The organism is Reichenbachiella sp., from assembly GCF_965223055.1.
In the GTDB taxonomy this organism is placed as follows: Bacteria; Bacteroidota; Bacteroidia; order Cytophagales; family Cyclobacteriaceae; genus Reichenbachiella.
The window spans coordinates 84,052-97,610 of record NZ_CBDCVM010000003.1; the positions used below are offsets into that span (position 1 = coordinate 84,052).

13 protein-coding genes are annotated in these 13,559 nt (G+C 41.1%); 6 read left to right on the forward strand and 7 right to left on the reverse strand.

Features of this window, described 5'->3' with window-relative positions; all coding sequences use genetic code 11:
- Positions 1 to 135: 135 nt before the first annotated feature.
- On the forward strand, positions 136 to 1,194 hold the full coding sequence (locus ACOQO5_RS00795; protein ID WP_420579770.1) for an AMP-binding protein: 1,059 nt from the start codon (positions 136 to 138) through the stop codon (positions 1,192 to 1,194).
- Here ACOQO5_RS00795 and ACOQO5_RS00800 read toward each other — a convergent pair.
- Together ACOQO5_RS00800 and ACOQO5_RS00805 are read right to left on the reverse strand one after the other, a co-directional pair.
- Entirely contained in the window at positions 1,186 to 1,947 is a 762-nt protein-coding gene (locus tag ACOQO5_RS00800; RefSeq protein ID WP_420579771.1) for a type III pantothenate kinase, read from the reverse strand. The genes ACOQO5_RS00795 and ACOQO5_RS00800 overlap by 9 nt on opposite strands.
- Positions 1,944 to 2,966, reverse strand: a complete 1,023-nt coding sequence (locus ACOQO5_RS00805; protein WP_420579772.1) for a zinc-binding dehydrogenase — start codon at positions 2,964 to 2,966, stop codon at positions 1,944 to 1,946. The genes ACOQO5_RS00800 and ACOQO5_RS00805 overlap by 4 nt, the downstream gene beginning before the upstream one ends.
- Positions 2,967 to 3,060: 94 nt before the next feature.
- Here ACOQO5_RS00805 and ACOQO5_RS00810 point away from each other — a divergent pair, with 94 nt between their 5' ends.
- Entirely contained in the window at positions 3,061 to 3,564 is a 504-nt protein-coding gene (locus ACOQO5_RS00810) for a GNAT family N-acetyltransferase (RefSeq protein ID WP_420579773.1), read from the forward strand.
- On the opposite strand, the gene ACOQO5_RS00815 is transcribed toward ACOQO5_RS00810, so the two are convergent.
- The 5 genes from ACOQO5_RS00815 to ACOQO5_RS00835 all read right to left on the reverse strand — a co-directional run bounded on the left by ACOQO5_RS00815 (position 3,554) and on the right by ACOQO5_RS00835 (position 7,724).
- Positions 3,554 to 4,426, reverse strand: coding sequence for a DUF5777 family beta-barrel protein (locus ACOQO5_RS00815; RefSeq protein ID WP_420579774.1), 873 nt, complete (start codon positions 4,424 to 4,426; stop codon positions 3,554 to 3,556). The genes ACOQO5_RS00810 and ACOQO5_RS00815 overlap by 11 nt on opposite strands.
- A 4-nt stretch (positions 4,427 to 4,430) precedes the next feature.
- Positions 4,431 to 4,970 carry a YceI family protein gene (locus tag ACOQO5_RS00820; protein ID WP_420579775.1) on the reverse strand — a complete coding sequence of 180 codons (540 nt, stop codon included), beginning with the start codon at positions 4,968 to 4,970 and terminating at the stop codon, positions 4,431 to 4,433.
- 3 nt (positions 4,971 to 4,973) lie between these two features.
- Positions 4,974 to 5,747: a hypothetical protein gene (locus tag ACOQO5_RS00825; RefSeq protein WP_420579776.1), complete on the reverse strand. Its 774-nt coding sequence runs from the start codon at positions 5,745 to 5,747 to the stop codon at positions 4,974 to 4,976.
- A gap of 73 nt (positions 5,748 to 5,820) precedes the next feature.
- Positions 5,821 to 7,071, reverse strand: coding sequence for a DUF819 domain-containing protein (locus tag ACOQO5_RS00830; RefSeq protein WP_420579777.1), 1,251 nt, complete (start codon positions 7,069 to 7,071; stop codon positions 5,821 to 5,823).
- On the reverse strand, positions 7,068 to 7,724 hold the full coding sequence (locus ACOQO5_RS00835) for an NUDIX hydrolase (protein WP_420579778.1): 657 nt from the start codon (positions 7,722 to 7,724) through the stop codon (positions 7,068 to 7,070). Before ACOQO5_RS00835 ends, ACOQO5_RS00830 begins: the two co-directional genes overlap by 4 nt.
- 92 nt (positions 7,725 to 7,816) lie before the next feature.
- On the opposite strand from ACOQO5_RS00835, the gene ACOQO5_RS00840 reads away from it, so the two are divergent.
- The 4 genes from ACOQO5_RS00840 to ACOQO5_RS00855 all read left to right on the forward strand — a co-directional run bounded on the left by ACOQO5_RS00840 (position 7,817) and on the right by ACOQO5_RS00855 (position 13,439).
- Entirely contained in the window at positions 7,817 to 8,530 is a 714-nt protein-coding gene (locus ACOQO5_RS00840) for a hypothetical protein (protein WP_420579779.1), read from the forward strand.
- A gap of 74 nt (positions 8,531 to 8,604) precedes the next feature.
- The gene (locus ACOQO5_RS00845) at positions 8,605 to 10,098 is read left to right on the forward strand and encodes a helix-turn-helix domain-containing protein (protein ID WP_420579780.1); all 1,494 of its coding nucleotides are present in this window, start codon (positions 8,605 to 8,607) and stop codon (positions 10,096 to 10,098) included.
- Between the two features lie 158 nt (positions 10,099 to 10,256).
- The gene (locus tag ACOQO5_RS00850) at positions 10,257 to 11,483 is read left to right on the forward strand and encodes an MFS transporter (RefSeq protein WP_420579781.1); all 1,227 of its coding nucleotides are present in this window, start codon (positions 10,257 to 10,259) and stop codon (positions 11,481 to 11,483) included.
- Positions 11,484 to 11,723: 240 nt separating this feature from the next.
- Positions 11,724 to 13,439, forward strand: a complete 1,716-nt coding sequence (locus ACOQO5_RS00855; protein ID WP_420579782.1) for a hypothetical protein — start codon at positions 11,724 to 11,726, stop codon at positions 13,437 to 13,439.
- Positions 13,440 to 13,559 lie beyond the last annotated feature (120 nt).

Here is a 13,559-nt window from a genome sequence, read left to right on the forward strand (position 1 = left end):
AAACTGGATAAGCCCTGAGCTTATGTTGCAATTTCAAACATAATACATTCTTGACGCATATAAAATTATCAAGATTGGTAATGGTTTTTTTTTGATATTTGACGATATCAAAATTAATACTAATACTCTCAATTGATGGAAATAGTTTTCGAAGAGACCAACTACTCTCTAAAGACACTCAACGACCTAAGGGATGCTTATCCTGAAGCAAGCAAACTTGTACAATTCATCAAAGGCTGGATCGATGGGGATACAAGTTTTCAACTTCAAACCTCCGGCTCAACAGGAACTCCTAAAATAATTCATGTCTCCAGAGAACAAATAATTGCGAGCGTAGAGGCTACAAGCAAATTCTTAAGATTGAAATCTTCACACCAAGCATTGATCTGCCTTGATCCAAACTTTGTAGCATCCATTATGATGGCTGCTAGATGCCTGCTTAACGACATGGATTGTCTGGTGACAAAACCCAGTTCCAACCCCATAAAATCAATTGACAAAAGAATAGATTTTGCGTCTTTTGTACCCTTTCAGATTTATAAAATGATGGAAGAAAACACCATCCATGAGCTAAGTACAATTAAAAATATTCTTGTTGGTGGTGCACCTTTGACCCATTCCGGGTTCGAAACACTCGCTAATATTAACACTAATATTTTTGTCACTTACGGCATGACTGAAACTGTCAGCCACATAGCACTGATGAGAGTGAAAGGAATTTTTTCAGATGCATATTATGAAGTTTTGCCAGGTATTCAGATTGGGCAGGACACGGATGGTTGCCTACATATCACAGGTGCAGTCACCGAAGGCAAAAAAATACAGACCAATGACTCTGTGGAAATGTTGGACAAAAACAAATTCAGATGGCTGGGCCGAAGAGATCATGTGATCAACTCTGGAGGTATAAAGATTCACCCAGAGCAAATAGAAAAATCTATTGAAAGATATTTTTCATCTGACTTCATGATTAGTTGGAATCCAAGCGCGCAGTTAGGAAACGAGTGTATTCTCCTCACTGAGAATCAAGCCATTCCGCAAGAAAAGATAAATGCAATCGAAAAATTAATCCTTAAAGGTTTCTCAAAATTCCATGTACCCAAAAAGGTAATTGTTGTGAAGCAGTTTGAACGAACTAGTTCAGGAAAAGTCAAAAGAGAAGCAACAAGAATGAAGGCACTGGAATTACTTTAAGCGATCCAGCATTACCCGAAGACCGTCTAAGGTCAAATTGACGTCCATTTCGGCAAATAAATCATGAAGTGGTTTGAAAATAAATGACAATCCGCCTGTTGCAATAACTTTTGGATTTCCTCTCATTTCTATTTTCATCTGATTGACCATGTGTCGCACCATACCCACATACCCTTGCATAATACCAGACTGCATAGCCTCAACGGTATTATTGCCAAGGACTTTAGATGGAATCTCCAATGGAATCTCCGGTAAACGTGCCGTATTTGAGGACAACGATTTCATAGCTGTACGCACCCCAGGAGCTATTGCCACACCTAAAATTTCGCCAGATTGATTTACACTAGTAAAAGTCAAAGCCGTACCAAAATCCACAACAATCACCCCTTCCTTAAACCTCTCAAAAGCCCCAACAGCATTGGCAGCCAAGTCTGAACCCAACTCATAAGGATCAATATTCCCCAGGCTCAGTCGCTCCAGCAACTCACCGTCAACGATCTGTATGTTGCCTTCGTAAAAATTATTAAATACCTCTAAAACGATTGGCGTTAGATCTGGCACCACACTGCTTAGTATCACTCGTTTTATCGTAGGAACAGGCACATTCTCTTCCAACAAAAAAACTCTTAAACGTTTTTCGTATTCTGCAGCTTCCATTTCCAAGTTACTAGGAACACGAAAGATATGCTTCCACTCCTGAGCATAAAAGCCGACAACTACATCGGTATTACCTATATCAATAGCTATAGTCATGCGTTTGTTTTTACTACTACTTTGCCTGTTGACCTCCCACTTTGAAACAGCTTAATCGCCTCATGAAGCTGATCAAACTCAAAGACCTGCCCAACCATAGGTTTGCCCAAATCAAGCTTTGCCATGTCTTTCAATAAATCATCCATGACATCCACCTTTTCATATAGCCAAATCAAATTGAACCCCATCACCGATCGATTCTCCTGAATCATCTGCTGTGGGTCTATCTTTGGTCTTGTGAGGAATTTCCAAAGAAGTTTTAAGTAATTAGGTTTAGAACCAGGAGAGGCAAACTGAGAAGCCCCCACCACCACCATTCTACCTTGAGGGGCGAGTAAATTGTAGCCAGCCTTAAATATCTCTCCTCCGATAGTTTCTACAATAAGATTGAGTTCTCGACCATTCAGTGCTTCTTCCAGATCATTTCCAAACTTTTTGCTACGGACGATTTTGGCGTCAAAACCTTCCGCTTCCAGCACTTTCAATTTTTTATCACTGCCTATGGTACCAATTGTAAATGCATCATAGCATTTCGCAATTCGATTGGCCATGATACCAACTCCTCCAGCCCCACTATGAATCAGTACATTTTGATTCTTTTGCAAACCACCCAAAAACACCAAGGCATAGTACGCTGTCATGCCTTGCACGAGATAGGCTGCCCCTTCTTCATAAGTCCAATCATCTGCCAAGGGTACAATGTGTCTATCATCAATATTCAGATGACTGGCATAGCCGCCGAACCGGGTCACTCCCATGACCCGATCACCTTTTTTGAAGCCAGAGACCTCAGCTCCTGCTTTTGTAATCACCCCGGCAAATTCTAGTCCGGGCACAAAGCTTCCCTTAGGGGTAGCACTGTATAATCCATGGATGGCAAAGACATCGGCAAAATTCAACCCGATGGCATGTACTTCTACCTGCACCTCATTGGCTTGAGGTTCGTCTAATGATTCGGTGACTAATTTCAGATTTGAGGTAGAGCCGACTTTGTCGATTCGATAGGCTTGTCTTTCCATTATTGGCTTTTAATTATGTGAGGTTCAAAGATTAAGAATTTCTACCTAAAGATTTCTTACAGCCTAATATTTCTATTGTTAATAACTTTATATCATGCAATTGACCACCCAGAGACTACAACTATGCCCTATAACCAAAGATGACAGTGAATGGTTTTACATTCTCAATATTGATCCACAGGTTCGTAAATATCTGTGGGACGATGAAGTCATTCCTCTATCCTTGTCAAACGATATCATCAATGAATCCATCGATTGTTTCAAACTCAAAAAATGGGGACTTTGGAAAATCTTAACTCAAGATGAAACGATTGTTGGGTACTGTGGCTTATGGAATTTCTTTGAGGAGCCTCAACCACAACTCCTCTATGTAATTGATCCCAACTACCATGGAAATGGATATGCCAGAGAGGCGAGTCAAGCCATTATCAAATATGCTTTTGAAACTCTACAATACGACTATCTGATAGCATCCATGGACAATCTTAATAGTCCGTCTATCCATGTTTGTGAAAGTCTCGGTTTGAATGAAGTAGAATCTCGAACTATAGAAGGAAATCCGACTGTATTCTATAAAATAGAAAATTCTATTTATTAGACGATAAATCAAACACCCTGGAGATATTAAATCCAATGTGAATATCTCCATCTCCCCAGCTACCTGTGGTTTCGGAAATGAATCCCTGTTCAATCATAGAACGCGAGTTTGTGAGGTGGATTTGGAAGACATGACCGCCAGTCTCAATATCTACACCAAATGACAGCGCATCTGTAACTTCTGGTCCTTTTTTAGTCACCTGAGGAAACCATTCTGCATTGATGGCCACTCTTTTGCTGATCTTATATCGCCCACCTACACCTAAAGCAATTACATCATTTGGATATTCTCCTGAAGGCACCAGATTTCTATGAACATAGGTCGGCATGAATTGTAACGACATGTTGGAATTCATCTTCCGAGAAACCAACAACTGGAAGGTGGAATACAGGCGATCACTAAAAGGGTGATCAACAGTTGGGTCAGTAAATGCCCCATCGCCCGTTTTAATAGCCAAACTTGTGAATGCTACCAATGAAATGGGTACAGATCTCTCCCCCGTCTGTTGAATCAATATTTTATACTTGAATGACCCATCTACAACTTTCTGAAAGGAAGAGCGACCAATCCCTACGTTCAATCGATCGGTAATGCCATAGTCCAAACCCAGGCGGATATACGCATCGTCCAAGCCATAAAATTGTTCGATACCTTGGTTGACCGTACCAAATCGGTGAGAAATCACAAAGTCTAGGATACCCGCGGAACGCATCTCAGTGGTCTGCCCGCTGATCAATCTTGTACTCTTAAAGGTGGCTTCTACTTTTTGATTTTTTTCTTCATCCTCCAACAATGACATGAGGTCATCCTGTGCGAACACGTGAATAGAACAGAATAGAAAAAAAACTGTTAAGCTTCTCATAAGTTTATTTGGTTAAAGGTTTGTACTCGAAGTGAACTGTTACTTCGACAGTATCAGCGATGTTGTAAAACAGCGCCTTGGGAATTTTAATTTTAAATTCAGCCAAAGCCACAGGAAAAACACTATCTACTATCAACTGATCTTGCTTAATATTGAGTTGTGCAGGAATATCTACAATTTTGGTCACTCCATGGATAGTCAAATCACCGGAGGCCACTACTTGTCGCTCTCCTTCAAACAACTCCCAGTCTTTCACCTTACCAGTGAATGTAGCTTTGGGGTACTTCTCTGATTCCATATAATTCTCATTGAAATGCTCTTGCATCAATGATTTTTTGAACTGAAATTGATTACTAGGAATGGAGAAAGCAAACCCTCCGTTGGACAAATCCAAGGCACTCTTAGATTGTTCATTCACAGCTTCAATATCCTCCACAGGTGCACTGGAATAGAAATGTACACGACTTTGATCACTCACATACTTTTGAGCAGATGCTAAAAATCCATAAATGAGGAAAACAAATACCAAAGCTGATTTTTTCATGGCTTAGTTGTTTAATGCCCCATCGTCAATCCAACAAACTATGGCCTCAATTTCAGCATCAGTGAGTTTGTCATCCTTAGGCATACTTCCATTTAGAACCCTCGTTTTAATTGATTCTGCATTTGATTGCACATTTTCAAACACAGTCAGATTTACCCTGCCAGTGCCACTCACATGACAACCTGTAGTAGCACAACTCCCGATGATGATGGGCTCTACACTGTTTTCATAACTGATCCCGGAAAGCACTTTGATGCCTTTCACATTGATACATCCAGTCCCATCTTTAACGCTCACCTGATAGATTCCTGATTCCAATCCTGAAAAGGAAGTATCAGATCCAAATTCACCATTTTCTAAACGGTATTGATAGCTGTCGTCACCACCAGAAGCGGTGACCTCTATCGATCCATCAGCCGAACCACAACCCGCCACAGCTGTAGAAGCACTAAACGAAACTGTATTTTCATCTCCAGAGACTGCTACTTCCAACGTAACCTCGCAACCATTGGCATCTTTCACCTCAGCCAGAAAAGGTCCTCCTAAGGGAATGCCATTAAACTCCGTCAAGTCTTGAAATGGAGAGCCATCAAATCGATACAAATAAGGCCCTTCGCCTCCATTGGCTTCCAGTGTTATCATAGCGCCTTCGTTACAATCTGCATTTTCGTTTCCTGAAACGATCAACTCCAAATCAGACAGGCTGCAATCCACCTCTTGATTGTCTGAACAAGCCAAAAATACCACTAACATTATGGTCAAAATTCCAATTCTCATAAGCATATAACAGTCAATACATGTACATACACGTATCTACGAGATAAAGTTTATATCTGGATTTAGTAAAAAATTAATTTACTGAAGCTGCCTGCATCAGTAGACCACATAAATAGGCCGCGTAAGTACCTAAGGTATAGCCCAATACGGCCAACAAAACACCCACTGGAGCGAGTGATGGATGAAACGCTGCAGCAACCACAGGGGCTGATGCCGCTCCTCCAACGTTGGCCTGACTACCCACCGCCACAAAAAAGAATGGCGCTCTGATCAACTTTGCAACTCCCAATAGTAATATCACATGTACGAGCATCCAGATAATTCCTACTAAGAAAAGTCCCGGAGATTCAAAAATGGCCATGACGTCCATGTGCATACCAATAGTGGCAATTATAACATAGATGAATGCGCTTCCCACACGAGTAGAACCTACACCCTCCAGATTTCTATATTTGGTAAATGAAAGACTCAGTCCAATAGCCGTAGCAATTACAACGATCCAAAAGAATCCGCTAGTCAAACTATATGTAGCCAATTCCGGATAATTCGTAGCTAAGTATGGGGCTATGATATCACTGAGCAAGTGAGCCATTCCAGTAGCTCCAGAGCCAATCGCCAGAATAGTCATGAAATCGGTGAGTGTGGGCATCTTGGCAATACTCGCACTATATTCTTCTATTCTTGTTTTAACTTCATCAATGGCCGAGGCATCCGCCTTAAAAATCTTATCTACCATTTTCGACTTCCCGGCACCAATCAATATAATAGCCATCCAGACATTGGCCACAAGAATATCGACTGTTACCATTTTTGAGAAGATTACATCACCTACTTCAAAAACTTCCTTCATGGCTGCCTGGTTGGCACTACCACCGATCCAGCTTCCAGCCACAGTAGTCATACCGCGCCACACATCTTCTGCACTAGCCCCAATCACATCAGGAGCGATCCAACCCATCACTAACAACGCGATAGGCCCACCAATCACTATACCCAATGTACCCGTCAAGAACATGATAATGGCTTTGGAACCTAGCTTTTTTATTTCTTTAAAATTGGTACTTAAGGTAAGCAGTACTAAGGCCGCTGGCAGCATGTATCTGGACGCCACGAAATATAACTTCGAATTATTTCCGTCTATGATTCCTAGTGAATTGAAAACTGATGGTAGAAAATAGCACACCAGTACAGATGGAAAGATGCCATAGATTTTTTTCCAAAAAGGATGCGACGAAGCGTTTGTTTTAAAAACAATTCCTAGTAAAACCATCAATAGTCCAAAGACCACGGCATCGTTGGTGATCAAAGCGGTAGATTCATTCATTTTTTGCTGTTTATGTTGTTTATAATAGTAGCAAATTCGCTCAGGATCATAGCCGTAGCTCCCCACACTACCTTTTCTTCAATATCAAAATAAGGCACATCTACATGAAGTCCGCTGTAGAAAGTCATTTGCTTTTGTTTTCTTTTTGATTCGTCATTCAAGACATTGATATCCGCAATAACCAATTCCTCTACTTCCTTTTTTTCTAAAATAAACTGAGGAGTATTCGACATTAAACCGATCACAGGTAGGATGTTGAAATTGCTGGGTGGCACATACAGTTCTGATAACTGGCCGATCACTTCCACCTCATTCATAGCTACCCCTACCTCTTCTTGGGTTTCCCGAAGTGCAGTAAAAACCAAGTCATTGTCATCGTCTTCAAATTTACCACCAGGTAGCGCAATCTGACCACTATGCACGCCTGGATATTGTGGCCTTACAATCAGCGGAAATCTAACCTTACCTTTCTCCTGATAGAGCAAAATCATCACGGCGCTCTGACGTGCTTTCTTGGCACTCTCTCGATCGAACCGTTGCGAAACATCCGGCAGTGGAGCCATCGCCTTTTGAGCTTGCATACCCAAAGGCTCTGCTTTCAGAGCAGTTTTTAATGATTCTACAAATGTCTGCCAGTTACTACTATCAATCAACTTTTAGGTATTTATCCAATTCAAAAAATAATTGCGGACTGACAAACATATCAAGATAATTATTAACTTAGTTCTACATCATTAAAAACCTTATGAGTGAACTTCCCTCCTACGTCAGTGGCGTATTTCTTGCCACAGTCGCTGCCACCTTTGGGTTCCTTTATTACGGTATTAAACTAGCCCAAAAGTCCAAGTCCAATAACAATGCAATCGTTGCGTCGACCTTCATTATGGTCTGGCTATTTTTGATTGCTCTTTTGGCACTTTACGACTTTTTCCTCGATTTTGAAGCTATGCCACCAAGGCTATTTTATGTGCTCCCTCCTCCGATCATCACCATAGTGGTTCTTCTGTCTATCAAACGATCTCGTGCCTTTATGATGCGAATACCTATCACCACATTGACTTACTTACATATTGTGCGCGTCCCTGTGGAGATTGTGCTTTGGTGGCTGGCCGGTAGCCAACTGGTGCCTTATCTGCTTACCTTCGAAGGCATCAATTATGACATTCTATCCGGGGTTTCGGCTCCTTTCGTTGCCATTTTTATGGTTGGCCTTAGAAGCAAAAGCCGCATTGGTGCCATTTTATGGAATTTTATCACACTTGGCTTATTGATCAACATCGTGGCGCACGCAATCCTGGCCACTCCCACTCCATTTCAAATATTCGCCATGGACCAACCTAATATTGCGGTATTTCATTTTCCATTCATTTGGTTACCTGGCTTTGTGGTTCCTGCTGTGTTATTTGCGCATCTGGTGAGTTTGATGAAGCTGCTGGCCAAAGACCAAGAACTTAAGTGATTCTCTCTATTTTATTGAAAATCAACAGGAGAGATGGCCAAGACTGAATTTTCTGCTTATTTTGATGATTCATTATGGCATTGAATAAAGAATACGTCAAACTCATTTTTGGAATCAAGCTGAAGCAATTGAGACAAAATCATTCGCTCTCACTTCAGCAATTGTCAGACCTATCAGGTATTTCAGTTTCTTATTTGAATGAGATTGAAAAAGGCAAAAAATACCCCAAGTCAGAAAAGCTCATCGCTCTAGCTGATGCACTAAAAGTAAAGCCCACGGAGCTCAAGTCTGAAGTACTCAACAAAAAATTAGCACCAGTTTCGCGACTTTTGCACTCAGGGATACTCTCGGAGCTGCCGCTGGATTTGTTTGGGTTGGAATTATCCCGACTGTTGGATTTGTTGTCTAATGCCCCATCGAAACTCAATGCATTTATTGGCACATTGCTAGAGGTGAGTCGAAATTATGATGTACGTGTAGAAACCTTTTACTTCTCTGTCTTACGCTCCTATCAGGAAATCCATGAAAATTTCTTCCCGGAAATCGAAGAAGCTGCCGAACAGTTTTCAGAAGAAGTAAGGCTATTGGCTGGCAAATACATTCCTGAGTCGGAGTTTGAAAACTATCTAACCGAAAAATACAACTACAAGCTGGTCAACAGTGATTTTACTGAACACTCGTCACTGAGCGACTTACGAAGTCTGATGATCCAGGAGAAGCGCCGGAAAAAACTTGTACTCAACAGCGAGCTCAGCCAAAGGCAACGTGCATTCTATCTAGCCAAAGAAGTTGGGTTCAATTATCTGAAGTTCAAGCAAAGAAACACGGCCACTCCATGGGTGAAAATCGACAATTTTGATCAGGTATTGAATGACTTCAAAGCTTCCTATTTCGCCTCGTCTGTCTTAATTAATAGAAAAAATTTCCTGCAGGATTTGCAAGATTTTTTCTCTAGTGAACAGTGGAATCAAAACATACTCATTGATACCATGCGCCACTACAATACGACACCAGAGATGGTATTACAGCGCATGACCAATTTGCTCCCGGAATACTTCGGATTCCATGAATTGTTCTTTTTCAAATTCAATCACCGTCCAGGCACGGATCATTATCATCTGGGGAAAGAGATGCATCTCTCGAGAACCAACCAACCCCGAGGCACTACATTACAAGAGCATTTTTGTCGACGCTGGAAGTTTATCACCATGCTGGACGAATTGGAAGAAATACACAAGACTAAACCAGGGGAAATCATCGGTGGCGCACAAATCGCCCGCTATATCGACACAGGAGAAGAATTTTTATTGCTTTCTTTAGCCAAACCCTTCACACCCACCAAGGGTATGAACAACAGCTTGGCACTCGGCATCAAACTAGACGATAAGGTACGAAACACCATTAAGTTTCTAGGCGATACTGCCATTAAGACCCAGCTGGTGAATGACACTTGTGAACGCTGCATGGCACAGAATTGCAAAGTCAGAGCCTCCCCTCCTTACGTCTACGAACGTCTCAAAAAAGAAGAGGAAAGAAAACAAGTCTTAGAAAATTTTAATCCAAAATAGAAGAGCAACTCTACTTGTTAACCGCTGCTATACTAGGCATCGCAAAGGCTGTTGAATACCCCCTTCAAACATCCTATTACATCTCCTGACATAATATCACTACATTTGGTCTATTCATGCAAGACCGTTATTCTCACAAACCAAAACCCACTAAGCGTATGTTTCAACTGCTGTTGTTGATTCTTGCTGGTGAGAGTATCTTTTTTCTACCTTTTGTTTTAGCTCGTGTTTTTCGACCTACTTTTCTGGCTGTTTTTGAAATCACCAACCTGGAGTTGGGCACTTTGTTTTCCGCCTACGGAATTATAGCCATGGTTTCCTATTTTTTTGGTGGCCCTTTGGCTGATCGGTTCTCTCCCAGAGCATTGCTTGCCGTGGCACTTGCTGTTACTGGCTTAGGGGGTATTACCATGAATTTTATTGCTTCATTTGCTGCGCTTTCCTGGCTCTATGCTTTTTGGGGTCTTACCACTATCCTACTATTTTGGGCGGCGCTGCTCAAAGCTACCAGAATCATTGGTGGAGAAGACTTTCAAGCCAGAGCCTTCGGACTACTCGAAGGTGGGCGTGGATTGATGGCTGCTCTAGTAGGCTCTATAGCTGTGGGTATTTTGGCTTTTTATCTCCCAGATCAGGTGTCACCTAGTTTAGCCGAACAACAACATGCTTTTCAGCAAGTAGTTTTTTTCTTTGCTGGATGGGTGATTTTGGTTGGAGTTTTGGTTGGAGTTTTTCTCAAGAACTCCTCCGATACTTCTGACGATACCTCCAAAAGAATCACTTGGAAACAACTCAAAGTGGTGCTGAGCAAAAGAGTGATCTGGTATCAGGCTGTAATCATCGTTTGTGCTTATGTAGGCTACAAAGTAACAGATGACTTCTCTCTATTGGCTAGTGACATTCTGGGGTTTTCCGACGTTCAGTCTGCACAAGTCGGCGCTTTGGCTCTTTGGATGCGAATGATTGCGGCCATTACTGCCGGTTTTTTGGCGGATCGACTAGGTCAGTCTTCCAAGGTAATTTCCTGGGGGTTCGTCATTATGATTTTTAGTGGATTAATTATTGGTTCAGGCTGGCTACCGGATGAAGTACCTTTCTATTACCTCCTATCGATTATCTCTACTTGTCTTGGTGTATATGCAGTGCGGGGACTTTATTTTTCTTTGGTACAAGAAGCTCGGATTCCGCTAAATATCTCGGGAACTTCTATAGGGATAATTTCAGTCATTGGATTCACTCCAGACATTTTCATGGGGCCATTCATGGGGTATTTACTGGATGAAAACCCAGGAGCACTTGGACATCAGCTGGTGTTTTTAACGCTTGCTGGTTTTGCGTTTATTGGCCTTATAGCCACCCATCAATTCAGAAAGGTAAATCAATAATTCAACATTCAGAGAAATCCGTAGCATTAGGTATATCCTAAATACATAATTCGTCTGTTAATCCTCTATTATCCGCAGATCATCCCTATTCCTCCAAAATACTGATGTAATGCTTCTACTTTACGAAACAATGATTGCATCATTTTTAAAACAAACACTACAAAAAACATGAAAACTTTAACAAACCTCTGGTTAATAATATTTTGTCTCTGCGTAGCAGAATCATTAAATGCCCAAAACATGCCATTATCTTCAGGCAGACTAACTACCCCACTTCCTTATTTTGATGACTACGAACAAGGGTATGTTATTTTAAGAGATGGCAACAAGATCGAAGGCTCAGTTTCGATCAAACAATATGAAAAACAGAATAAAATGGATGTGACCGATGCTTCTGGTCAAAAGTATAAATTCAATGTAAAGTCTCTCAAAGAATGGGGACTAAGTATCAATATTCCTGAAAACAAATCTCCACTTTCCTACTATGATTGGAAAAATGATAAGCGAAAAGCTAATGCCGAGCCGGAACGAGGATTTGTACAGCTGCACAGTGGAGAAACGCTTGAAGGCAAAATATTAATTGAAGGGCGTTCTTCAGATAGCCCCTTGGCAGCAAACAATTTTTTCGCCATTGAAACACTCACTTTTGTAGATGAATATGGTATCGAAAAAGAATTTCAACGAAAAGACATCAAAGCATTCGGTAGGATATTACCATGGGATCTGGCTCCAAAACATCTTGTAATGTCTGGCTCAGCCGTAGTTATGGGCAAATCAAAATCCAAAAAATTACCTGGTTTTGTAGTCAAAAATAACGGAGACAGATTGGAAGGCACCATGCAGCTCGTTGTTATTAATTCAATGAAATCAGACTCCAAAATCAAAAGTGATCTGGTGGACGAAATCTATATGGACGTAGATGGATCTACCGTCAAAATGGACATGGACGACATTTTTGCTTATGGCATGACGGACCTTACCATCAACAAACTAACCAACAATCAAGACATCAAATACACAGTAGAGGAAATGAACTTTCATCCAGGTACATTGAAAACAAAAGATGGAAAAAGTAAAAATGGCTATCTGGCTTATTTCCCAACTCCTGGAAACTATTACGGTGTATATTTTGCAGAAAATCTCAATGCTGAAGTTGAAATTGTGCCTATGGCTGACATAGCTGAAGCTAATCAGGAAATCAGTCTGATCGAAGCATTTTCCGGTTATGGGATGGACGCTCCATCTGCAAAAAACAACAATATCAATGGACATATTGTGGACCTATCTGGACGTAAATATGAAGGTACAATCAGCCTAAATGAAGACAATGATTGGTGGGCCCGATCGATTGATTTCACCGATGAGGACAACAATAAAATCAGTTATGGCGGTACGGATGCGCTTCCAATAGCCTATTTTGTTTTAGATGGGCAGATGTACGTTCAAAACAAAGATGTATTTGTGAAATCTGAAGGAATGAAATCACCAATAACATTACTAAATAACCCATACGTAGATAACTCTAGCAAGCTTGGAAACATGGCCATGACCATGGCTGCGAATCAATTAGCTTCTGATATCGGAGGTGCAGTTTCACAGCAGGCAGCAGCCTTTCAAATGGCTACTAACTTTGACTTAAGTAGTCTAGACGCTAAATCGGACAATGGATTACAAGCTGCCTATAACATAGGTAATGCGGCTACAGAAGGTCTGAATTTCTTAGCCAACAATTTGATCAACGGAACCGGCAAAATTCCTAAATTGGCTAAAAAAGGAAGAGATTTCAACATGTTCAATTCTACTACGGGTGAGTTGGCACATGCTGACAAGGAGAACTGGGAATATCTACTGGAGGGTTGCATTACTTACCTGAAGGCGGACAAAAACACTAAAAAGGCAGTCAAAGCGTACGATGATATGAAAATGCAGGAGTACGTGAACGATTGTTATAAATAATACTAAAAAACGCTGTCTCAAAGGCATAATAATTTCACTTCTCTTAATAACTATTAGGAGAAGTGACACTTTAAACCTGGGTGCAAATGTTAAGAATGCTTCATCTCGCAGGTACGGGAT

Excerpts from the sequence above, each read along its gene's own strand:
- ACOQO5_RS00800 (WP_420579771.1), bottom strand. The coding sequence starts at position 1,947 with ATGACTATAGCTATTGATATAGGTAATACCGATGTAGTTGTCGGCTTT.
- ACOQO5_RS00810 (WP_420579773.1), top strand. The coding sequence starts at position 3,061 with ATGCAATTGACCACCCAGAGACTACAACTATGCCCTATAACCAAAGAT.
- ACOQO5_RS00825 (WP_420579776.1), bottom strand. The coding sequence starts at position 5,747 with ATGAGAATTGGAATTTTGACCATAATGTTAGTGGTATTTTTGGCTTGT.
- ACOQO5_RS00840 (WP_420579779.1), top strand. The coding sequence starts at position 7,817 with ATGAGTGAACTTCCCTCCTACGTCAGTGGCGTATTTCTTGCCACAGTC.
- ACOQO5_RS00850 (WP_420579781.1), top strand. The coding sequence starts at position 10,257 with ATGTTTCAACTGCTGTTGTTGATTCTTGCTGGTGAGAGTATCTTTTTT.
- ACOQO5_RS00830 (WP_420579777.1), bottom strand. The coding sequence starts at position 7,071 with ATGAATGAATCTACCGCTTTGATCACCAACGATGCCGTGGTCTTTGGA.
- ACOQO5_RS00855 (WP_420579782.1), top strand. The coding sequence starts at position 11,724 with ATGCCATTATCTTCAGGCAGACTAACTACCCCACTTCCTTATTTTGAT.
- ACOQO5_RS00805 (WP_420579772.1), bottom strand. The coding sequence starts at position 2,966 with ATGGAAAGACAAGCCTATCGAATCGACAAAGTCGGCTCTACCTCAAAT.
- ACOQO5_RS00845 (WP_420579780.1), top strand. The coding sequence starts at position 8,605 with ATGGCATTGAATAAAGAATACGTCAAACTCATTTTTGGAATCAAGCTG.
- ACOQO5_RS00815 (WP_420579774.1), bottom strand. The coding sequence starts at position 4,426 with ATGAGAAGCTTAACAGTTTTTTTTCTATTCTGTTCTATTCACGTGTTC.
- ACOQO5_RS00795 (WP_420579770.1), top strand. The coding sequence starts at position 136 with ATGGAAATAGTTTTCGAAGAGACCAACTACTCTCTAAAGACACTCAAC.
- ACOQO5_RS00820 (WP_420579775.1), bottom strand. The coding sequence starts at position 4,970 with ATGAAAAAATCAGCTTTGGTATTTGTTTTCCTCATTTATGGATTTTTA.